19 protein-coding genes are annotated in these 22,886 nt (G+C 45.2%); 3 read left to right on the forward strand and 16 right to left on the reverse strand.

The features are described 5' to 3' along the window. Positions 1-99: 99 nt before the first annotated feature. The 5 genes from QUB77_RS05135 to QUB77_RS05155 all read right to left on the reverse strand — a co-directional run bounded on the left by QUB77_RS05135 (position 100) and on the right by QUB77_RS05155 (position 7,161). Positions 100-1,830, reverse strand: a complete 1,731-nt coding sequence (locus QUB77_RS05135) for a chemotaxis protein CheB (protein ID WP_333170801.1) — start codon at positions 1,828-1,830, stop codon at positions 100-102. Between the two features lie 322 nt (positions 1,831-2,152). Beyond that, the gene (locus QUB77_RS05140; protein WP_333170798.1) at positions 2,153-3,373 is read right to left on the reverse strand and encodes an ABC transporter permease; all 1,221 of its coding nucleotides are present in this window, start codon (positions 3,371-3,373) and stop codon (positions 2,153-2,155) included. A 170-nt stretch (positions 3,374-3,543) separates the two neighbouring features. Further along, a complete protein-coding gene (locus tag QUB77_RS05145) occupies positions 3,544-4,761 on the reverse strand; it encodes an ABC transporter permease (RefSeq protein ID WP_333170795.1) in 1,218 nt (405 codons plus the stop codon). A gap of 121 nt (positions 4,762-4,882) precedes the next feature. After that, positions 4,883-6,751, reverse strand: a complete 1,869-nt coding sequence (locus QUB77_RS05150; RefSeq protein WP_333170792.1) for an efflux RND transporter periplasmic adaptor subunit — start codon at positions 6,749-6,751, stop codon at positions 4,883-4,885. 233 nt (positions 6,752-6,984) lie between these two features. Next, positions 6,985-7,161, reverse strand: a complete 177-nt coding sequence (locus QUB77_RS05155) for a hypothetical protein (RefSeq protein WP_333170789.1) — start codon at positions 7,159-7,161, stop codon at positions 6,985-6,987. A gap of 109 nt (positions 7,162-7,270) precedes the next feature. On the opposite strand from QUB77_RS05155, the gene QUB77_RS05160 reads away from it, so the two are divergent. Continuing rightward, positions 7,271-7,681 carry a hypothetical protein gene (locus QUB77_RS05160; protein WP_333170787.1) on the forward strand — a complete coding sequence of 137 codons (411 nt, stop codon included), beginning with the start codon at positions 7,271-7,273 and terminating at the stop codon, positions 7,679-7,681. 11 nt (positions 7,682-7,692) lie between these two features. Here QUB77_RS05160 and QUB77_RS05165 read toward each other — a convergent pair whose 3' ends face one another. The 6 genes from QUB77_RS05165 to QUB77_RS05190 all read right to left on the reverse strand — a co-directional run bounded on the left by QUB77_RS05165 (position 7,693) and on the right by QUB77_RS05190 (position 14,137). Next, entirely contained in the window at positions 7,693-8,703 is a 1,011-nt protein-coding gene (locus QUB77_RS05165; protein WP_333170784.1) for an ABC transporter permease, read from the reverse strand. Between the two features lie 239 nt (positions 8,704-8,942). Continuing rightward, positions 8,943-10,601, reverse strand: a complete 1,659-nt coding sequence (locus tag QUB77_RS05170; RefSeq protein ID WP_333170781.1) for an ABC transporter substrate-binding protein — start codon at positions 10,599-10,601, stop codon at positions 8,943-8,945. A 509-nt stretch (positions 10,602-11,110) separates the two neighbouring features. Beyond that, positions 11,111-11,596 (reverse strand): Spy/CpxP family protein refolding chaperone, encoded by a 486-nt coding sequence (locus QUB77_RS05175; protein ID WP_333059259.1) that lies wholly within the window; start codon positions 11,594-11,596, stop codon positions 11,111-11,113. Positions 11,597-11,615: 19 nt separating this feature from the next. Beyond that, positions 11,616-12,062: a hypothetical protein gene (locus QUB77_RS05180; protein WP_333170778.1), complete on the reverse strand. Its 447-nt coding sequence runs from the start codon at positions 12,060-12,062 to the stop codon at positions 11,616-11,618. Beyond that, a complete protein-coding gene (locus tag QUB77_RS05185; protein ID WP_333170776.1) occupies positions 12,059-12,649 on the reverse strand; it encodes a sigma-70 family RNA polymerase sigma factor in 591 nt (196 codons plus the stop codon). Before QUB77_RS05185 ends, QUB77_RS05180 begins: the two co-directional genes overlap by 4 nt. Before the next feature lie 561 nt (positions 12,650-13,210). Beyond that, positions 13,211-14,137: a LysR family transcriptional regulator gene (locus QUB77_RS05190; protein WP_333170774.1), complete on the reverse strand. Its 927-nt coding sequence runs from the start codon at positions 14,135-14,137 to the stop codon at positions 13,211-13,213. A gap of 93 nt (positions 14,138-14,230) precedes the next feature. Here QUB77_RS05190 and QUB77_RS05195 point away from each other — a divergent pair, with 93 nt between their 5' ends. Both QUB77_RS05195 and QUB77_RS05200 read left to right on the forward strand, forming a co-directional pair. Next, a complete protein-coding gene (locus QUB77_RS05195; RefSeq protein ID WP_333170772.1) occupies positions 14,231-14,974 on the forward strand; it encodes an SDR family oxidoreductase in 744 nt (247 codons plus the stop codon). Positions 14,975-15,022: 48 nt separating this feature from the next. Further along, positions 15,023-15,475 carry an ester cyclase gene (locus tag QUB77_RS05200; protein ID WP_333170770.1) on the forward strand — a complete coding sequence of 151 codons (453 nt, stop codon included), beginning with the start codon at positions 15,023-15,025 and terminating at the stop codon, positions 15,473-15,475. 862 nt (positions 15,476-16,337) lie between these two features. Here QUB77_RS05200 and QUB77_RS05205 read toward each other — a convergent pair. From QUB77_RS05205 to gor, 5 genes are all read right to left on the reverse strand, one after another. Continuing rightward, the gene (locus QUB77_RS05205) at positions 16,338-18,386 is read right to left on the reverse strand and encodes a transglutaminase domain-containing protein (protein ID WP_333170768.1); all 2,049 of its coding nucleotides are present in this window, start codon (positions 18,384-18,386) and stop codon (positions 16,338-16,340) included. A gap of 2 nt (positions 18,387-18,388) precedes the next feature. Next, positions 18,389-19,675 carry a DUF58 domain-containing protein gene (locus tag QUB77_RS05210; protein ID WP_333170766.1) on the reverse strand — a complete coding sequence of 429 codons (1,287 nt, stop codon included), beginning with the start codon at positions 19,673-19,675 and terminating at the stop codon, positions 18,389-18,391. A gap of 69 nt (positions 19,676-19,744) precedes the next feature. Then, a complete protein-coding gene (locus QUB77_RS05215) occupies positions 19,745-20,707 on the reverse strand; it encodes a MoxR family ATPase (RefSeq protein WP_333170764.1) in 963 nt (320 codons plus the stop codon). A gap of 55 nt (positions 20,708-20,762) precedes the next feature. Continuing rightward, on the reverse strand, positions 20,763-21,299 hold the full coding sequence (locus QUB77_RS05220) for an opioid growth factor receptor-related protein (protein WP_333170761.1): 537 nt from the start codon (positions 21,297-21,299) through the stop codon (positions 20,763-20,765). Positions 21,300-21,479: 180 nt separating this feature from the next. Next, positions 21,480-22,823: a glutathione-disulfide reductase gene (gene gor, locus QUB77_RS05225; RefSeq protein WP_333170759.1), complete on the reverse strand. Its 1,344-nt coding sequence runs from the start codon at positions 22,821-22,823 to the stop codon at positions 21,480-21,482. Positions 22,824-22,886: the final 63 nt, after the last annotated feature.

Below are 22,886 nucleotides of genomic sequence, written 5' to 3' on the forward strand. Positions count from 1 at the left end.
AAAACTCATGCCTCCTGTTGGGGCGGGTTTTACCAACAATAATTATTGCGTAAAACCCACAATCTCGTAAACCCGCCCCCACCCCACAAAAAAGCTTTCCTAAGCCTTTAAGAAATTCTGGACAACATAATTCCCCACATTTCTACCAGCACTCAAACCATTTACGTTAGCACTCATGAAATGAATGCCTCCGTAAAGGCGACTCATGCCCGATTCATCGGCCGCTTCGCTGAAGTTTTCATAGGTTCGCAAAGTGTTGACACTCCTGTCTCCCCGATCTCCAAAGCCGTAATCCGAACCAAATACAGAACTCATAACAGGATCGGCTGCACCGCTAAAGGTACTGTGGCCCGACGTGTACTCAGGGAACGGCGGAGTAGTTATCAGCGGAGTCCACAGGGGGTCGGCTGTCGTTTCGGCATTGTTGTCTGTGTCAGCTTGGCGGATAGCTGTCACCGGCCGCCATAAATTGTACTGGTACTTGGCATCCCAGCAGCTAATAGCTGCATCGGCGAGGGCAAAATTTAGCAGGGCGAACAAGCGGGCACTATCTTCTAAGGATTGGCCGGTGAGAGTCGCTGCTTCTTCGGCGATTTGGTTCCAGTGGCCCGGAGGCGTAAACGTCCCAGCGCCGTTGGCCCAGAATTTGGCGATCGCAGTTTGGTCTGGGGTGCGCGTGAGGCTGTCACTTTTGCCGATTTCTTTGACGTAGTTAACTTCCTCTGCGTACTGGGCGCTGTCAAGGGCGGGCGGGCCGGCCGGGCGGAACTGAGAACCGCTAGTCATCGCAAAGGGAGTAACTTCGGCCCACTGTGGCGCTAGCCCTCCGGCAAAAGCGGGGGGAGTAGGCACCCAACTGCCGGGGTCGGTTAAGGGGGTGTACTGCACTACTTTCGTGATGCCGTCTGTACTCCGCGAACTGATAATTTGGTCGGCAACTTGCTGTCCGAGGGCAATCCCGTCTTGTTTGGCTTTGCCATCGGTAATTTTAGCTAGAGACGATGCGTATGCTTCGTCAAATGTGGCTGCTTGTCCTGGGTAGAGGTTGACTAAGACGCGGTGGGCGGCTGCGGCGGTGGCTGCTTCTGCTGATGTACCTGCAGGTGGGTCTATTTCCACAAGGTAAGGGGTATATTTTTTGCTGATGGAGTTAACAGCATCGTAAATGGCTGCGTGAACCATTGCCATGTTGCGGGAGGCGAGGGGAGGCGCGGTGTTAGCTGTCCGCACTGCATTCAGCGTGACTCCGTTCCACTCGGTGACAGGGTTTCCCGATAGGTGATTTGTGAATTGGTCGCGGTTGATTGTGTTGCTGTTGACTCCTTGCAAGACTGCTAAATACTCGCCCGTGAGTTTGTCTTGAATTACGGTGCTGTTGCTGTTGGCACCGGTGCCTTGCTGGATGTTTAAATCTTCAAAGGTGAGGCCGTTTAGCAATCGAATTTGGTCATTGCCGTTGCCGAAGTCGGCGATGTAGTCGGCTGTAGCTACAGTTGCACCACCGCTCTGTTTAGCAATGGCAAATATATCATCGCCTGTGCCGCCGCTCACGGTATCGCTACCTGCGCCCGCGTAGATGATGTCGTTGCCGGAATCGCCACCAATTAGGTCGCTGCCTTTGCCTCCCCAGAGGATGTCATTGTCTGCACCGCCTAAAATCGTATCGTTGCCTTGGTCACCGCAGATTTTGTCTTTGCCGACATCGCCTTCGAGATAGTCGTCTCCGCTGTTGGCATAAATGATGTCGTTGCCATCCAAGGCGTTAAAGCTGTCTGGTTGGGTGGTTCCTTGGAGATAGTCAAATTCAGGACTAGGGGTCAGGGATGCCATGTTTATTTATTGGATATTTTGATTAAAGCGCAAAGGTTTAGTACCATCTGTAGATGCTTAGGTCTGTTTACCCCTGATTTAATTATTATTAAACTTTCTGGTTTAGAAGTAAACGCCACAGTAAAGCTTTATTTAATAGTTAACGGGTTTTTTAGGAAGTTTTGCGCTGTGAATGTGCGTAAAAATACATACATTTAAACTGTACGAGATACTGCAAGGTTGTTAATTTTTTATAAAAAAACAGTTTTTTTTAATCTTTAGAGCAAGATACTTTTACCAGCATAAAAAGCGCGGATTGTGTAACTGAATAAGTATATATTGATTAAGCACTTCTCAAAGCTGCGATCGGGTCGAGTTTTGCCGCTTGGCGGGCGGGGACAACGCCGAAGAACAGGCCTACTGCACCGGATACACTGACAGCAAGGGCGATCGCCACGGGTGATATTCCAGCTTGCAATGGCGTGAAATTACCTACAAGCAAGATACCCCCGACACCTACGCAAGTACCGACTATCCCTCCGGCAGCCGACAAAATTACAGCTTCGACAATAAATTGAAACAAGATATCTTGTTGGGAGGCGCCGATCGCCTTTCTGAGCCCAATTTCCTGAGTGCGTTCGCTAACGGACACAAGCATAATGTTCATAATGCCAATGCCACCGACTAATAGGGAAATGCTGGCAACAGCAGTTAACATCAGAGTCAAAGCGCCGGAAATTGCCCCCATTCTTTCCATTAAATCTTTCTGGTTTCTGACACTAAAATCATCTTCGGTAGTAATTTTGTGCCGCAATCTCAGCAGGTTTTCCACCTGAAATTGCGCCGCGTCCATTTGCGATTCATCTTTAATCGAAATAAATATCGACGTGACAGCCAAACCGTAGGGAGATTTCCGCCCGACAATGCGATTGGCCATTGTGGCGATCGGCACAGCGGCGGAATTGTCAAAATTCGTGCCAAAAGATGTGCCTTTGGGCGCCAATACTCCAATTACTTTGAGGCTGACATTTTGGATTCGCACCTGTTCGCCCAAGGGATTTGTATTCCCAAAAAGTTTCTCCGCTAATTCTGAACCGAGAACCACAACTTGGTTACTTTGCTTAACATCAAGTTCGGTCAAAAACCGCCCTTTTGCCATTTCAAAACTTCTAACTTCTAGAAATTCGGGAATCGTGCCAAAAATTAGAGCCGAAACATTTTTGTTGCTGTAGCGAACTATTTCGGAACTGTTAAGTTCCGCTGATACGCCTTGAACGGAGGGGACTTGAGTTGCGATCGCCTTTGCATCGGGCAGTACGAGAGTTTGAGGCGCACTTGAGATGGTACTTCGCCTAGCGTTCGGTACTCCAGGCCTCACGATTAATACGTTTGTACCCAGGGATTGAACTTGTCCTGCTACAAATTTTTGAGCTCCTTCTCCAATTCCAATCATGGCAATTACTGAGGCGTTGCCGACAATCATGCCAATCATGGTTAAACTGCTGCGCGTTTTATTTGCTAGCAGTGTTTGACCTGCCATTTTGACGCTTTCAATAAAATTCATATTTTTTTTTATGAAGAAGAAGAAACAAGCCAGACAGCCCTATGTCATGGTTTGCTGTGCGTCAAAATCCCAGGGGATTGGGATTGCGACGCACAGCGAAAATGACACACTTAATAATGAATTACTACAGTCAACAGTCAACAGTCAACCGCCAACAGTCAACAAACTAATTAAGCACTTCTCAATGCCACAATCGGGTCTAATTTAGCAGCTTGTTTTGCAGGTACAATGCCGAAAAATAAGCCGATGCTGCCGGAAACACCGACTGCAAGTGCGATCGCCACTGGGGAAACACTAGCTTGCAGGGGAGTAAAAGCAGATACTAAAAGCACGCCGCCGATACCGAATCCAGTGCCGATAGCCCCGCCTGCCGCTGACAAAATCACAGACTCTATCATAAACTGAATTAGAATATCTTGCTGAGATGCTCCGATGGCCTTTCTCAATCCAATTTCCTTCGTGCGTTCGGTAACAGAAACCAGCATGATATTCATAATCCCGATTCCGCCCACAAACAGCGAAATTGCCGCCACGAAAGCCAACATCAACGTCAAAGCCCCAGTAATACTGCCCAAAGTATTCATCAAATCTTTCTGGTTGCGAACAGTAAAATCATCCTCTTTAGTAATTTTATGACGCAATCTGAGCAGATTTTCTATTTGAAATTGAGCAGCTTGCATCATAGTTTCATCTTTGATAGCAACCGAAATAAATGTTACTTTTGTACCGTAGGGAGACGAGCGACCTACGATTCTATTTGCCATTGTTGTTAGTGGCAAATAAACATTCATATCTTGATTGTCGCCAAAACTAGAACCTTTTGCCTGCATGACACCAATCACTTGAAAACTAGAGTTTTTGATGCGAATGTATTGACCAACTGGCTGTGTATTGCCAAACAATTGTTCTGCTGCTTCCGATCCTAAAGCTACTACATTTTCTTGTCTTTCTAAATCTAACTTGCTTAAAAATCGACCTTGACCAACATCAAAGCTTCTGACTGTCAGAAATTCTGGGGTAGTTCCCACAATCGAAGATGAGACATTTTTGTTGCGGTAGGTAACGAGTTGACTGTCATTGAGAGTTGGTGCGACTTCTTGGACAGAAGGAACTTGAGATGCGATCGCCTCTGCATCTTCCACTACTAAAGTCTGGGGCGGAATCACCGGGCGGCTTTGCGCTTCAGGACTTCCGGGAATAATAAATAGCAAGTTTGAACCCAGAGAGTTAACTTGTCCCTCGATAAATGTTTGAGCTCCTTCGCCGATACCGATCATCGAAATGACAGAAGCATTGCCGATGATAATTCCTAACATCGTCAAGGTGCTGCGAAGCTTGTTTGCCATCAAAGTTGTGACGGCCATTTTGACGCTTTCAACAATATCCATAATTCGATTTTAGATTTTGGATTTTAGATTTTAGATTAGGGAAGTGGTAATTGGTAATTGGTAAGGTGCGCACTGCGCACCCTACTAATGACTTGCGAGCGAAAGGATAGCACTCAAATGACTACTTTTGATTCTTGATAATATCCTCTAATTTTTTACCTTGAGGAAGTTCGGTAAAAACGCGATCGCCCGCTGCTGCACCCTCTAAAATCTGAATTTTGTTGCCAATAGTCGATCCAACAGTAACAGGCTTAAACTTCGGCTCTTGTTTCTCATCAGGAACCAGCACACCCGTTTGACCTTTATTAGTCACAATTGCCACCGTCGGCACAACTAAAGCATTGCTCAACTTTTCACCAACAAATCTCAAATCTACATTCATCCCCGATTGCAGCGAATCTTTGCCCGTATCAATGGCCACTCGCACTTGAAATAGCGTCACATCCCGTTCCTTAACTGCTTCAGGTGCAATTAACTTAACGCGGCCTTTAAACACTTTATCTGGATAAGCATCAGCCACTATTTCAACTTCTTGGCCCGGTTTAATTTGACTGATATCAGCCTCCGGGACTTTCGCCAAAACTTCCACATCTCTAGCTAAAGCCACAATCGATGTCGAAGTTGCCGAAGTAGCTTCCGAGGCCGAAGTTGCGGGAGTTACAAAAGCTCCTTGGATGGCGTATCTTTGGGTAATAATTCCAGCAAAAGGAGCCCGAACTTTCGTATCTTCTAACTGCACTTCTTGAAAGCGGACTTGAGCTTGAGCTTCGGCTAATTCAGCTTGAGCTTGAGCTATTTCTTCCGGGCGAGAACCGTTTTCTTGTGCGGCCAATTGGCTTTTTGCTTCAGCCACTGCTGCTTCGGCTTTGGCGATTTCTTCTGGACGGTTGCCGTTTTCTAGCTGCGCTAATTTGCTTCTAGCTTCGGCAACTTCTGCTTCCGCTTGGGCAATTTCTTCGGATCGCGTGCCGTTTTGCAATTGGTTCAATGCTTGCTGCTCGACTTGCACAGCCGCTTGCAGTTGCTGAATTTGCGACAGCCGATTTTCTTGTAGTTGTTGCAGGCGTTTTTGAGATTCTATTAATTTAGCTTGGGCTGTACGATTTTCTTTAATTAATTCATCCAGTTTATCTTTAGCCAGAGCACCTTCTTCTACTAGCGGTCGGTTGCGTTCCACCCTTTGAGCGGTTAGTTCGGCTTGGGCTTTACTCGAATCAATTTGCGTTTGTGCTTGGGCAATTTCTTGTTTGACACTGCCGGTTTGAGCGTCTGCTAAACGAGCTTGAGCTTGGGCTAAACGAGCTCGCGCTTGGCTGACTTCTTCTACGCGGCTGCCGGCTCGCAGTCGCTGCAGGCCAGCTTGAGTTTGCTGCAATCGAGCTCTGGCTCCTGCAACTTCTTCCACGCGGCTGCCGGCTTGGGCTTGCGCGAGACTAGCCTCGGCTTGCTCTAAGCGCGCTCGGGCGCTGGCGATGTCTTCCGATCGATTCCCGGCTTCGATTTTGGCCAGTCTTGCTCGCGCGCTGGCTTCGCGGGCTTTAGCTTGAGCGAGTTGCGCTTCTACATCACGGCTTTCCATGCGGGCCACGATTTGCCCTGCTTCGACTTTATCGCCCTGTTCGACAAATAATTCTGCGATCCGGCCGGAGCCTTTGGGGCTGAGATTCACGCGCTGTACTGGCTGCACGGTGCCGCTGGACGTGATCCGCACGGTGAGGTTTTGCGCTTCCACCGGCACTGTCATAGTGGCGATCGCATCTACTTTCGGCTGCGATCGACTTTTTGCTATATATATGGTGGTCGGTACAGCTAGCAACCCGGCTGCCACCAACCCAATCGCCCACCGCTGCGGTTTGCGCGCGGGTTTCTTCGGAGACTGCTTTTGGGCGGTTTTTTTATCTGCAATTTTAGTCTCTGCGGCCTTGGTGTCTACAGTCTGAGTATCTTCCACCTTGACCTGAGCAGTTTCCTTTTTAGGGCTAACGATCATACCGACTCACCTAATTTAATCTCAGGATTACCTTAAAGGTAAAATTTTTGCTGATGCTTGGCATCGTCTTTCAGACTCATCCGATCGGGTGATTTAAAAAAAGTTCCCCAACCAGCACCTGTAAACAATTATAGCTAATCTTTGCAACTTATTAAAAAATGTTAAGTTTTTTCAGCCAAAAGAGGTGATTCTAAACAAAATCGCTCCTGGCTGCTGGCCAATTAATATATATTTTAGCAGATAATATTGTTTTTGGCATCTAGGAGCGCGCTTCTCACCAGCAACAAAGGCGGATATGGCAGGGGGCGATCGAGCATTACTAGGTCATTGCGGACTCGTGAAGTGCGATCGCACCGGGATCTGCCAGTACGAATCTCGCTACGACACACTATGGACACACTTATTCTCATAAACCCGGTTTCACGGGTAGCGGTGCGTAAGTCCTGAATACATATCCGCCCGGTGTCCACAACAGGTTAAAATATTTTGCAAATCCGTTAAAAATGGAAAATCAAAACAATGAATCGTCCTCAAAGCGTTACAGTTTTGGCAATTTTGCAGCTAATTAGCGGCGTATTCAGCCTCCTTGATGCCTTGTTCATCTTACTTTTTGCAGGCATTTTTGGCGGTCTAGGTGCGGCTTTCGGCGGGGCAAAAGTGGGGGCTGTAATCGGCGGCTTCATTGGAATTTTTGCTGCGATTAGTTTCATCTTAGGCCTCCTCTCCTTACTTTTAACTTGGGGCTTGTTTCAACTCAAAAATTGGGCTTGGACGGGAACGTTAATTGTCCATATCATCGCCACCCTCGCGCAAATTGCCAAAATGTTGGGCAGCGGCGGTACAGCAGTCAATTTTTTAACTCTGGGTTTTGCAGTGGCTAGCATTTACTACCTGCTGCGGCCGGATGTTAAACAAGCATTTCGTGTCTAATTTCCTTTTCATTAACGGTACTGAATTCTCGGATCTAAAAAAGCATAGGAAATATCAACCACCAGATTAATCAGTACAAAAGTCACAGCCACAAAAATTACTCCTCCTTGGACAATTGGGTAATCCCGCGTCAGAATACCAGTGTAAATCCAAGAACCAATTCCCGGCCAGGAGAAAATCGTTTCCGTCAGAATAGCGCCTCCTAAAAGAGTGCCGAACTGCAAACCTATAGTTGTGACGATCGGCAAAAACGCATTTTTCAAAGCGTGTTTCAAAATCACCCAATATTCCGGCAATCCTTTTGCCCTCGCAGTGCGGATGTAATCTTGAGAAAGCACTTCCAGCATCGCAGAACGAGTGATGCGAGCTATAATAGCCAGAGGAATAGTTCCTAAAGTCAAAGCTGGCAGGATTAAATGGGCGATCGCATCCCGCAAAGCAACCAAATCCCACCTCAGCAAAGAATCCAAAACATAAATACCCGTAATCGACTTAAAACCCAAACCCAAATCTACACTAATCCGCCCGCTAGGAGGCAGCCATTTCAGATAAACGGCAAACAAATAAATCAATATCAATCCCAACCAATATACTGGCAAAGACACGCCAATTAAGGAACCGCTCATCGCGAGATTGTCCAGCCAGCTATTTTTCCGAACAGCAGCCAGAATACCCGCCGGAATTCCGATAAAAAGTGCCACCAACATTGCCACCACAGACAGTTCAAAAGTAGCAGGCCAGCGAATTGTAATTTCATCAATTATCGGAATACCACTAATAATACTATTTCCCAAATCGAAGCGCAGCAAACTCCATAAAAAAGCCAAATATTGCAAAGGTAAAGGCTGATTTAAACCTAATCTCGCTTTCAAAATTTCCACCTGTTCGGGAGTTCCCCGTTCTCCCAAAAGCACTGTAGCTGGGTCTCCAGGTATCAAATGCAAAAATATAAATACTAGCAGAGTGATTCCGAAAAGGACTGGCAATAGTCCTAGCAAACGTTTAGCAATATATTGAATCATATTTTTAAGAAATATTTAATCAGCTCTATTTTTGCGGCATTTGCACATATTATTATATGATTGGTAGGGGCGGTTTTTACGATAAATACTTGGAATTACTAAAACTATATAAACCCGCCCTTTCTTTGTTAGGGAACCAGGAATAGAAGAGGGCGGGTTTTTGAGAGTGTAGGTTTGAGGTAATTATTGTTGGTAAAACCCGCCCCTACACAACTATATCCAGGGAAAATCAGCCTTTTTCAAGACTTACTAACATCCTCAAAAGACTCCGACCCCAAAGGACTCGGAATCCAACCTTGAATATTCTTGCGTTTCCCTAAAAGCGGCTGCGAATGTACGATCGGCAAACGTACAGCTTCCCCATGCAAAATCTCGCTAACTTCCGCATAAATTTTCGCCCTAGCTGCTTTATCGCCACTGGCCCTCCCTTGATCCAAAAGTTCCAGAACTTTCGGATTTTGCCAATTTCCCAAATCGCCCGTGGAACCAGGCCCGAAGTGAGGATAATAAAAATTGTCTGGATCGCCGTAATCTCCAATCCAACCCATCATAAAAGCTTGAAATCCGGGAGGTTTGAGGCGATCGGCTAAATAAGCAGACCAATCCTTTGTCAGCAATTTTACCCGAATCCCGATCGCGCTCAAATCCGCCGCCAAAGCCTCAGCAATCGGCTTCGGCGTGGAAAAATAGGGACGGCCCACGGGCATATACCAAAAATCCAAATCAAAACCGTTCGGATAACCGGCTTTCGCCAGCATTGCTTTAGCTTGCTGCGGGTTAAATTCATAATCTTTAACTTTATCAGACGCCGCCCAATTCAGCGCAGGCGGGATAAATTGCGAGTCGTATTTTCCCAGTTCTCCCCAGAAAGCTTTGACTATTGCTGGCTTGTTAATTGTTTGGGCGATCGCCCGCCTGACTTCCGGTTTTGACAAAGGTTCGTAACTCGGATTTAACCCTAAATAACCGACATTAAAAGAAGGTCGCACAACAGCTTCTAAATTAGGATCTGCTTGAACTTCTTTTAGTTGATCCGGCGTTAAATCCACAGTAAAATCAAGTTGTCCTGCTCGCAACTGAGCCAGTCTCGCCGCCGGATCGTCAACAAAGCGAAATACCAATTGATTGACTTTTGGCGTGCCAGTTTTCCAATAATTCGGATTTTTCTCCAAAACAATGCGATCGCCCGATCGCCATTCCTGAAACACAAAAGGCCCCGTACCCACCGCCAGCGAACCCGGAGTGCCGTATTTAGCACCCGCTTTTTTCACCGCCGCCGGACTCGCCATCCCGAAATAAGCAGACCCAATCGCCGCGGGAAAAGCAGCAAAAGGTTGATTTAAAACAAACTTAATCGTAGACTTATCAACAACTTCCACATCTTTTACCAGGGAATTTTTATCTCCCTTGAAACCACCAAAAAAATTCTTCCAAATAGGATAACTTTTGCCAGATTCTCGATAACCGTTAGGATTTTTCGCATCCCACCAGCGCTCTACATTAAACTTAACAGCTTCCGCGTCAAAATCCGTGCCGTCGTGAAACTTGACCCCGGCACGCAACTTAAAAGTCCAACTTTTACCATCTTTAGAACTTGACCATTCAGTAGCCAGACTCGGCTCAAGTTCCACAGTCCCCGGTTTGAAATCAGTCAAGCGATTGTAAATTTGGTCAATAACAATCACCGAATTGCCATCAGTAATATTTCCCGGTTCCAGATTGATCGGCTGCCCCCCCGCACCGTAAACCAAAGCCCCGCCCGGAACCGCAGCAGGAGTTGTCCGAGTTGGAGAATTATTGCTAACCGTGTTTGAGGGCGTGCCGCAATTTGATAAAATTACAGCCATCCCAAAAACTAGACTTAATAAAACTAAACGCCAAGGTTTTAACAATCTCATTTGAATCGCTCCGGTTTAAGAGAAAATTGTACTCATATCAATAAATTTCTAATTTGCTCTTTCTCTCACCTCTGTAGTTTCTGCCTTTTCGGCAGTTCATTTAGTAAATTCTATATTAAAAGCCAATCTAAATTAACAAACCAAATAGACCAGCCTGATGATATCATGCTGGAGGGGAAAATCTCAACCCACACCTTTACATTAAGCGACGCAACCACCATGAAAGCTAACGTTGGCGCCCCAGCTAGAGGGGTCATTAGATTTGATTGAGGTTTTAGATTTTAGATTTTAGATTTTAGATTTACTCCATGAATCTGGGGGGATAATCTCATATTTGTAAAAACACTTCTTATGGCTCCTTTCTTCTTCCTCTTTCCTTCTGCCTCCTGCCTCAAAACTCCACTTTCTAGCTTAGCTGCTTTCATTGAGATGCTTCCAATCTGGGAACTTGAACTAATAAATCGCAGAGTGCGTAAGCACCCTGCGATTCACTCAAAACTACTCGTCAATTACTGCGGTTTTTGACCGTTTTGCATCCGGTTTTTAGCATTTTGCCGGCGCTGCTGCATCATTTGAGCTAATTGGCTGCGCTGTTCGGCAGTGAGCACTTCTCGCATTGCGAGTGTAATTTCAAATTGCACCTCTTCAAACTGCTGTCTCAATCCCATTATTTGACGGTGTTTTTCACGGATTTCGCTGGCATTTGCCGTGCCGGACATCATCGTGTCCAATTCTTGTCTGGCTTGGCGGACTGCTTGCATCCGCTGGGAAACTTGGTCTTTGTACCGATCGCGAACTGCCTGCATTTGCTGCTTTTGGTCTGCGCTTAAATTAAGTTTCTCGAACATCCCACCTTCCCTGCCACCTGGTCGATTGGGACGCTGGTTTTGGGCAATTGTTTCCGGTTCTATGGGATTGGGAACTGCTATTGCTGCGGCTGTGCTGCCGAGAGTCAGCATTAAAACGGCTAGGGCAGAAATACGACGAATTGACATGAAAATTGCCTCTTTGATATTACTTATTTGTTGGCGGTTCCCTGTCAGAACCCACGCTGAAAGTCAACCAGTCTGTTTGTGAGCGATCGGTCATATTTTCTTGGGGAGAATCATGCAGTACGCCCTCCCAGTTAGTAACTAAAAATGCTTCTAACTGAGCTGTTTCTTTATCTGGCAATTGTGCAGTCTCAAACGCACGGTAGCTCGACCAAAAAACTAGCAGGGTAGCAGCAATCGCAGACGATAAAGCCCACTTAGAAACAGAGGATATTTTTAACCTGTAATCAGACTTAGCTGAGGCCCTGGCTCGCGTTTTTTGGCGGTGGTTTTCATGGAAAACACTCGCCTGATTACTTTCGATTGCTGCTAGTATTTTTAGCTCTAAATCTGGTGCAGCTTCAGGAATATTGGGGCGATGTTGCTTCAAGAAATTAACTAACTCTTGGTCGCTGCTTGGGTTATTCATAGCTCGCTGACACCTTCTTTTTGCAAAAATTGGCGCACAGCATTTCGGGCATAAAACACGCGAGATTTGACGGTTCCTGCAGGCAGTCCCAAAATTTGGGCTACTTCTTTTTGCGGGATGTCTTCTAAGTCGTGCAGCACCAAAACGCTGCGGTGTTCAAAGCTCAATTGCTCCAGTCCCCGCTGCACTAAATCTTGATAGTGCAACTGCATCAAGTCCGAGGTGTTATCTTTGAGAATAACCCCATCCATTACTTCTTGATTTTTGAGCTGGGAGTCAAAAGAATGCTGTTTAGCAAATGCTTGTCTTTGGTCGGAAGCCACATTCCAAGTGATTCGATAAAGCCAAGTAGAAAAGTTTTCCTGGTGCTTGAGTTTGGGCAATCCTTTCCACACTCGCAGGAATACTTCTTGTGCTAAATCGTCAAGAAGTGACGGGCCGCAGAGTTGGTAAAGGGTTGACCTGACTTTGTGTTGGTAGCGTTGGTAAAGGTAGCGAAAGCAAGTGCGATCGCCCTTTAAACACTCAGCAACTAAGTCCGAGTCGGAACAGTCATCGATTAAAACATTGGCTGGCACAGCTAACACCTGTGAAGTCTCCCCCACCAGTTCGTTATCTGAAGTGTTTAGACAGGACGATCGAAAAAAAGGTTCAAAGTATTTAAAATTTTTTTTTGACGAGGCTGCAGGTAGGGAAACGGCACTGCCGTGTCCTGATTTTTCCTGTAATTAACTGGTTCGGAGGTGTAAAGCGTGGGAACCCAAATCCAGAATCCCAGCCTTGGTTGAGAAAATGGACGCTCTGACTCGCCCCAGAAGAGTTACTTTCGCTAAGCGCCTAGTACCCACATTCCGCACCCTGAACAGTCACACTACGAATTTTCGGAGTTGGGCGAAATTGAACTGGCGATCGCAAGTCCAATTTCCCAGTTGTGTGTACAAAAAGTGACCATTTGGGTTCACAAAATTACGCAAAAACCGATCGTGACAGTGGAGGGTGCAGAAAGTGGGTTACTAGCGGCAGGTGAACGGGGTCGTTATGCGGCTTAATCCTAGTGGCAGCGCAACCTGAACTTTATCTGTTGGTGTCCGAGCTTAAAAAAGCATTCAATTAATTATTGCGAGTTCTATCGATCGATCAATTTTGGCTTAACTTGTCTCGATCTTTTGAGAAATTGCTTTGATTGAGCTGCGCAACCAAAGATTGGCTTCATCTCGATCGCTTAAGGTACTCCACAGCATGGAAACCATCCAGGGTTTTGTTGTGGCTGGCAGTTCAAAAACTGTCAAATTGCAGACATCTGCTAAATGCAGCGCAATGCGTCGGGGAATTGCCGCAACTAAATCACTTGATGCGATCGCAAACGGCAAAACCATCATATGCGGTGTTGTGAATGCAACCCGACGCTCTAAGTTTTGCTCGTTCAACACCTTGTCGATAGCACCTGTCGTATCTCGACGTAGCGTTGTGAGGGCGTGAGGAAACTGGGTAAAGGCTTCTAAACTCATCGTTCCTTGCTGGAGGGCGCGATGTCCTCTACGGGCAATTCCCACAAATCGTTCTTCAAAAATAGGTTCCCATTGCGTTTGTCGGGGTGGATCGGGAAAAACACCCAATGCTACATCGATTTCTCCCTGTTCTAGTAAGTCTCCAACACTGTCCTTCTCAAATTCAATCATCCGAAGGGTGATTGATGGAGCCTTTTGAAGACTAAACTTCAGTAACGGCGGCATCAAGACAAAGCTGGTGTAGTCCGAACTACCAATCGTAAAGGTGCGATGACTAACCGATGGTTCAAAGGTTTGGCTGGCGGTAACGGCTTGGCGAATCTGTTGCAATGCTGCCAGAATACCTGGGGCGATCGCTTGGGCTTTGAGCGTCGGCTGCATCTGTCGCCCCAAGCGCACAAACAATTCGTCTTCAAACAAAATCCGTAAACGACTGAGTGCTGCACTCATAGCAGGTTGACCAATCTGAAGTTGCTCGGCAGCTTTTGTCACGCTGTGCTGCTCTAAAAGGGCTTCAAAGGCAACCAACAGGTTTAAGTCAATCGCTGCAAGATTTATCGATTTCATTGATACTAATCATCTAGAATATTGTCTTTTTAAATAGTTTAGGGGTTGTTACTGTAATGGTGCAGCCAATTAATTCAGAAAAAATTCATGAGCATGACGCAGAAAATTGCCGCAATCACGGGTAGCCATAAAGGGTTGGGATATGCGATCGCTCGTCAGCTAGCACAGCAAGAGAATGTTGGGGTTGTGCTGACCAGTCGTCAGGAGCAAGATGGTCTTGCGGCTCAACAACGGCTATTCCAAGAAAATATTCAAGTGAATTTTCATCCTTTAGATGTTACAAGCGATGTCAGCGTGCAGCAGTTTACAACCTGGGTGCAGCAGACCTACGGCAGAGTCGATATTCTGGTTAATAATGCGGGTGTCAACCCCACGATGCAACCCGAAGAATCTAGCCTACTCACGGCTCAAATAGAAACCATGTTGGCAACCTTGACAACCAACGTTTTAGCCGTAGCTCGAATCACTCAGGCGTTAGTGCCCTTGATGAAAGCGCAAAATTATGGGCGGATTGTCAATGTGTCTACTGAAATGGCTTCCCTTACGTCTATGGGCAGCGATTACTATCCCCTGGCTCCGTCCTATCGCCTTTCCAAATCTGCGCTGAATGCTCTGACAGTCCTTTGGGCAAAGGAACTTCAAGGCACCAATATTTTGGTCAATGCTTACTCTCCTGGCTGGATGCAAACCGATATGGGTGGCTCTAACGCGCCGTTCACAGCCAATGAGGGAGCTGAAACTGCTGTTTATCTAGCAACGCTTCCAGAGGGGGGAGCACAGGGCAAGTTTTTTGCAGAGATGCGGAAGTTTGGCGGGGCAGTGGCACTCCCCTGGTAAATCATTGAGTCGAAAAGACAAATCAACGACAGCAAGGAATTAAGGTTAATGACTCCCACTGAAGAACAAAACTTGGCGATCGCCCGTATCTTTATTGAGCAGTTTTTGGGCAAAGGTGATATGACCGTAGCGACGGATGTGCTGGATGAAAATGTACAGGCTATCACCGGGTTAAAGCCAGATGGTCCTATCGAAGGACGTGAAGCTTACAAGCAAGTGTTTAGTTCCTTTTTCGATGCCTTTCCTCCCATTCCTGGCTTCGAGATGTTGATTGAAGATATGTTTGCAGCAGGCGATCGAGTGGTCGTTCGGTTTCGATCCGTGCAGAAACACGCTAAAGAGTTTTTTGGTGTTCGCGCTACAAATCGGGATATCACGTTTATTGAAACTCATGTTATGCGGCTACGAGAGGGCAAGATTGTAGAAAATGTGGTCAGTGCGACCAATCTGGAGTTTGAAATGTTAATGGCTCCTGTTTTAACACCGCTCATTCTCAAGTAAAGTGTTATGTTCCTTTGATTGAGTATGAGTGCTATCGCCGCATAATCGGGTCGTCGGAGGGTTTTCCCCTCCAGCTTCCACAACACCCCACATGCGGGTCCGCATGGGGCGTTTCCTCAAAGAGGTTTAGACGGTTCAATTGCCAAGAATTGATGTCCAGGGCTGGCTTGGCAATTAAGCGCCGACAAATTTAAGCTCCCCCGGTCGGGTTCATCGCCCTGTCGAGCTTTGCTGCTCCTCCCTGCTCTTTGAAGTTCAGCCCTTCGCCCTGTCTCACCCATTACGGTGAGCCTTTGACTACTATGGCTTCTGCTGACTATTGCTCATCTTTTAAAAATACTCTATCGGGCGATCGCACCTGCGGAATGTGGGCTAGTAACAAGTAAAACCAGTAAAAATTTGCTCAGCGGGTAGGGACATGACAACGCCCATTGGTGTCAACTTAACCTCAAATGTAGTGCAACTCTTCTGTCTAGCGATTAAGACCCGATCGCCCCGGCGCTCCCCGAATCGTTGCGGGGGGACAAGAATCTTCTCTTTCATCCCCCTTTTTAAGGCTACCGCGTACACACCAGTGGATTATGAGCTAGTTTCCACTCTTGCTGTTCCACCAATGCCTTGGTCGGAGCGTAGATTAATTGTATAAGTACCCTGATAAGGCTGTTCTCTTAAGTAGGCATAAAGCAATTGTGAGTTGTCTAATAACCGACGGTCTTGTACAAGTGATTTAGAAAAGCTATATATAGCGGTTCTCAATTAAGGGAGGTACAAGTTGAGATTGAATAATTGAATAATTGGGGAATTTACGAATCAATTAAAAAGTCCTCAACCCCCCAATTTAAAATCTAAATCTCTACATCATCTACCTGAGAAAAGCTATAGTAGACTTACCGCTTTTATTAACCTGAGACTTTGAGGCGATCGCTTGCCTGCGATATTGATCGATCCAGGATTGCATTGCCAATTTAAATTCAGCTTTTTGTGCGTCTTGAATTCCTTTTGGATCGAAGCGATCGCAATAATGAATCTCAATCAACAATGCTAACTCTTCGAGACAAGATAATTCCGGTTTTTCTTTTTTCAACCTCTCGATCCAATTTTTTAAAGACTCGGAAGGAGAGCGAATCAATCCAGACTCATTTAACGCCTGTTCGATTAAATAAAATTCCGATTTCGGACTCAACGAATCTTTGTTATAAATAGCTTTTAGCCATCTTTGTTTCTTAGATAAAAGGCGTACAGCTTTCTTGAAATTAGAATTACGACTCCAAAAAAATATTAATGCTGCCAGCAGGATGAGTCCCCCATACTTCAATCCATTGCTACCTGATAAATATCGCAACCATAGCACAATTTTGTAGCTCAATAGCGACCATAAATCAGAGAAAAATGCCCATCGGGGAGCCGCAGCATCCTCCATGCTTTCCCAATCAGAAGGCGTAGGATCAAAAGCTTGCCATTTTCCTGCGATATAAGCCAAAGTCCAAGCATGAGCATGGCGACTTCTTACAATATATTGGTTCTCCAAAGAACTAAATTCGTGAACAGAATATCCAACAGCATAACGGGCTGGAATACCGAGTTTTCTCAGGAGAAGTGTCGCAGCAGTAGCAAAATATTCACAATGTCCAGAGCGAGTGTGCAGTAAAAATGTTGATAGAGGCGTAGCATCATTATCTGTGCCCCTAAGCTTCAGTGAATAAACGAAATTTTTTAGGAAAAACCACTCTATTCTATCTAATATTTCTGGTGGCGACTTTCCTTGAGTATCCATTTGACTAAGGATTTTATTCAGTGCCGCCATTTCTGATTTGGGTATTTGCAGGTCGTCTTCTGTAGGCGGGCTATCTACAGAAAAATTATTATTAAAGTAGCTTCGATAAGCCAGCCTATCAACTTTTCCCACCACTTTTATTGTCCCATATTTATTCTTTTCCATCTGACTGACAGGCAATTCGTCAATTTTAAAAGTTCCATCTGGCAGCTTTAATAAACCTTGGTTGCCTTGGAGTGTAGCCGAAATAGTAATCGTTGATGGATTCGGTAGTTGGTCGCCTAAATCCCAAGTTGTGCCATTAATCTTTGGTTGTACGGGAACAAAGTTAGGATTTAAGGCGAGCCAAAGTGAAGAGTTGTAGCGATTATAAGTGGCTTCTCTTAGCAGTCGGGGAGGAGTCTGTTTAGCTTCAGGAGCAACTCTAAAAATAATTTCATTTGACTGTTTTAATAATCCCACTGACCCGATATTCGTTTGTTTTTTCAAAAAATCTGTTTCTTGAGAGTTCCCCTGACTAAGCCATGAGATTGCTTGCTGTTCTACTGCTAGGTGAAGTTGGTGCAGGCCCATCTGTCCTATAAATCCTATACTGCCAGCCATTAACATCAGACTAAGCCAGAGAATAAATGAAACATTTTTCGGTCTCACAGACCACAAAGCAATAGCGGTTAAGGCAAATATCCCAGCATAAAAAGAGCTCTCTCTACTGTTCGTCGCACTAGCGGATAGCAGACAACAGATAAAATATGGATAATTTAGATTCACCATCAAGGGGTTAAACGGTGCTTTTTTTGTGACTTTGTTTAGCCACAAAAACAGTAGGCGTATATCCAAACTTTCCTTGACAGAATATACCTGAGCAGCTACCAGTGGAAAAAATACACCAGGAAGCCACTGCAACAAATTATATATCAAGTAAATAGAGCGGTTGGCGACCAGGAGATAAACCAGCAAACAGCACACAAAAATCAGGCAGAAATTAGCAATGCGCCTAAAATCACTAGCTGAAAAATCCCACCGATAAGGCAACCAGTTAGCTGCCTCTAAAATCAGAGCAATTGGCAAAGCAAAAAACCATAGTCCCGTCTGCCAGCCCCAAAAAATTACACTAACACCCAAAAGAAACACTGGCATTTTCATAATTTCATTAACTCCTCTTGTATTTGACCTAGCTTTAAAATATGGCAGCTTGTTAAGTCATCTTTAATCAACTCTAAATTTAAGCTATCTAATTGAGGTTCTCGCTCTGTTAAAATTAAAACTAATGTATGGATCCCGCGACTTCTCAGATAATTTACTAATTTTTTTCTAGGTTCATCCCAACATAAAAATATACAAATACAACCGCTTAGCAGAGAGATTTTTTCCATCAAAACTGAGGTGAGCGACTCAAAAGCTTTATCCTGACAGGCACCGACGGAGGCGAGAATTTCTAGCACTTTTTCAGTAGAGTTTAGCCCTCTGCCAAAGGTAAAACAATAAGCTTCTTGAACGACGAACATCAAATCCAATAATGATTCTTGAGTCTGAACTTCATAGGATAATGAAGCAGCAATTGAAATTGCCTCTTCTAAAATTTCACTATATTTTACACTTTGAAATGTATCCAAAATTAAGGCGTGCCTCACGAAAAATTCATCCTGTTCTTCTTTGACAATTGGCTTACCTGTTTTTGCCCAACTTTTCCAGTGAATTTGGCGTAGCGCATCTCCCGGTCGATAATCCCGCAGAGACCTAAATTCCTCGGAATCTCCTACGGATGAAGCTAATGTTACGCCACCTGATTGATATCTTCTTGAACCAGGAAGCTGAATTGGTGGTAAATGATATAGTTTGGGTAAAATTAACATAGATTGGGGCAAGGAAATTGTTTTACAAGCATTCCAAATCCCAAAAGGATCTGACCTAGTAACTGTTAGACCGCTGAGGCGGATAACACCTCTGTAGGACGGCGTAATTTCACATACCACTTCTGTTTTGCTATTGGGTGGAAGAGGAGGCAATTCTATGGCTTTAGCTGTGGCGCATTGTTTTCTATAACTCAGCCACAGCCAACGATAATAGCCCAAGTATTTATCCAATGAATTGCGCTGTTCTTCACCTGGTTCAGGTGTTTCTGTAAATTCTTGAAAACTTGGCCAGGTGTCGGCAAAATTTTCCCCCATTTTCAGAGTGTTTTGAGTCTGGGTAGTTTTGTTATGAATGAGAATACGGTATTTTAAAGTGACTCCAACAGTTGCAAACTTTGGCAAGAACCGTACTGCGTTGAAGCGGAAGCGAAAAAATCTACTGAAAATTATGGCTATTCCTATAATTGACAACAGGAAAGTAAAGATTTGATAAGTCACAGTCTGATTAGTATCTAATCCTAAAATTCCCGCTAAAAGCGTGCAGCTAAGCACTGCTAACCCATTGTTGGTCAATCGCTTATTTCGCGATCGATTTACGCGCGCACCGAAGCGAAAGATAGCGTAGAAAACACGTTTCATTTTTTAGGCGGGTACAGGAATAGATTTGATAATTTCTTCAACAACACCTGGGGCCATTCTACCAGAAAAACGCGCTTGAGGTTCCATTACTAGGCGATGAGCGATGACTGATACCGCCTGTTCTTGAATATGTTCTGGCGTAACAAACTCATAGCCATCGAATAAAGCTAATGCTTGAGCAACTTTCATTAAAGCTAGGGAAGCTCTGGGACTCGCCCCTAGTTGTACGCCTTCGGCTGAGCGAGTTGCATTCACGATATCTACGAGGTAACGTTTCAATTCTTCACTAATTCTAATTTGCTTTACCTGCTGTTTTAAGCTAATTAAATCCTCTAAATTAACGCAGGTTTGAAGTGTATCAATAGGATGTTGGTGAATTTGGTCTCCGAGCAGGTTAACTTCTTCTTCTGGTGAAATGTATCCTAGACTAAATTGAACTGCAAAGCGATCCATTTGGGCTTCAGGAAGTGGATAAGTGCCACGAGATTCAACTGGATTTTGAGTAGCAATGACAAAAAATGGGTCTTTAAGTTTGTGCAAATTTCCGTCAATGCTGACTTGAAATTCTGCCATTGCTTCTAGGAGTGCGGATTGGGTTCGCGGTGATGACCGATTGATTTCGTCAGCCAAGATAATATTAGCAAAAATTGGGCCTTCGTGGAAATGGAACGTGCGTTGATTGGGGTCGAGCATGGATATGCCCAAGATATCGGATGGCAAAAGGTCAGGTGTAAATTGAATGCGTTTAAAGCTGACATCGACAGATAAGGCTAGGGCTTTAGCTAGGGTAGTTTTACCTGTACCGGGATAATCTTCTAGGAGGACGTGCCCGCCACTCACAAAGGCTGACAGCAATTTCCTGATTGCTGCTGATTGCCCTTTCACCACTTTTTGAATGTTGTTGGAAATCCTTTGATAAATTTCTCGGCCCGACTGAGCGTGATTTTCTGTAATTGCTTTATCCATTATTTATTGGGTTCGTAGCGTTCGGTTACTGTCCCGCTGATTGGCTTGTACCGATTTAACTATTTACAGCATTTTTCCAATATGTATAAGTTTTTAAACCAATACTTTCTTTATTTTCATTATATATTTCATCCAAACATCTGAAAAGAGCCAAAGCATAATTCTTCAATCCCAAATTTGTCAAGCTTGTGAGAATCCTAGTCAGCCGCAGGTAATTGTGATTAAAGGGTTCAATCCACTCTCTTTTTCTTGACAAATATTCGTCTGATTTGGCAATTACTATTTCTGCGTTTTCCCCTTCGCGGCATTCCAACCCATAAAACGCCAGCATGACTTTTAGAGATTTAACTAAGCGACTTCTCAAATCTTCAGTTGTTCTAAAAGCTTGAATCACCTCGTCATTTAAAGTCGGAGCAGTGGAATTAAATCGGCTCTTTTCTCTCAGCGGAAACAGCCATTGAATGTAATTGTGCACGGATTCCAGCTTCTGGTAATCCCACGACCACATATCCTCGATCGCCCGACCTTGTGCATCAGGCTGCTGACCGAGATAGAATGTTAAAATTTTGTTGTGTTTGGTTGAATCACTCATTGATAAGCTGTTTTGTATCTAAATTGTATTTTTGGGCGGGCGGGACACCCCACAACCAGAAAATTAAATTTTTGTGTGGAAGAGGCATCCTGCCTGTTCTTCAAAATAGTTTTCTTGAGTCGGTTTTAACCGACTTTAGCTATTAGCCAGGGGTTTAAACCCCTGGCTGCTTCCCCCGCTTTACCGCAGAGTTACAAACTCTTCAGCAGTCGATGGGTGAATGCCAATAGTCGCGTCGAAGTCTTTCTTCGTAGCTCCCATATTAACAGCGATCGCCATTCCTTGAATAATCTCGCCCGCGTCTTTCCCCACCATGTGCACGCCCAAAACTCTGTCAGTATTAGTCTCAACAATTAACTTGACAAAAGTTTTCTCGTCTGCACCTGTCAAAGCGTGAAACATCGGTCGAAACTTGGCTGTGTAGCACTTAATTGAGTCGGGAAACTTTGCTCTAGCCTGCACTTCGTTTAAGCCGACTGTAGCAGCTTCAGGCTGGGAAAATACCGCTGACGGGACATTTTCGTGAGTGATTGCTCTCGGATTGTTGCCAAACTCAGTATCTGCAAAAGCGCGTCCTTCGGCGATCGCAATTGGCGTTAAATTGATGCGGTTGGTGCAATCTCCCACTGCAAAAATGTGCGGCTGACTGGTGCGGCTGTCTTTGGTAACTGCGATCGCACCTTTATCTGTTTCTACTCCCGCATTTTCTAAACCCAATTTTTCTAAATTAGGCTGACGCCCGGTAGCGCACAACAGCGCGTCTACTATTAACGTTTCTTCGGATTTTCCCGACAGAGTTAATTTTAAGCCTTCTGGGGTTTTCTCAATGTGGTTGATCGAGCTTTCTGTCAAAATGTTTATTCCGTGCTTAATCATTCCTTCTTGCACGTTGGTGCGAATTTCTGTGTCAAATTCGTTCAAAATTAAGTCGCGGCGGATGATTTGAGTTACTTGGCTTCCCAATCCGTTCATAATGCAAGCAAATTCGACGCCGATGTAGCCGCCGCCCCAAATTGCCAACCGTTTTGGCTGCTCTTTTAGGAGGAATATTTCGCGAGAGGTAATCGCGTGTTCGATGCCGACAATTGGGACTCTTTGCGCTTCTCCGCCGACTGCAATTAAGATTTTGGCTGCGGTAAATTTTTTGTCACCAACTTCGACGGTATGGGGATCAATAAATTTGGCGTATCCTGAGATTAATTCGACTCCGGCTTTTTCGAGGAAGCTGATGTGCAGTTTGCTCAGCCGCCGCACTTCTGCGTCTACGGTGGTGACAAGTTTTTCCCAATCAAAGCTGCTTTCGACTGGACTCCAACCGTAGCCCACCGCATCTTCATAAAGGTGCGAAAATGTTGAGGCGTACACCATGAGTTTTTTGGGGACACAGCCGCGAATTACGCAGGTTCCGCCTACTAAGTCATTTTCGGCGATCGCCACTTTTGCACCGTAGGATGCTGCTCGCTTGGAACTCGCCAATCCGCCGGAACCCGCACCTATCACAAACAAGTCGTAGTCGTATGTCATAATTGTCTGTACCTTCTTATCGCCAACTTGCCAATTTTTCGCTTTACTTTTCTTAATGGTAGC

The organism is Microcoleus sp. AT9b-C3, assembly GCF_036705485.1.
Taxonomy (GTDB): domain Bacteria; phylum Cyanobacteriota; class Cyanobacteriia; order Cyanobacteriales; family Microcoleaceae; genus Microcoleus.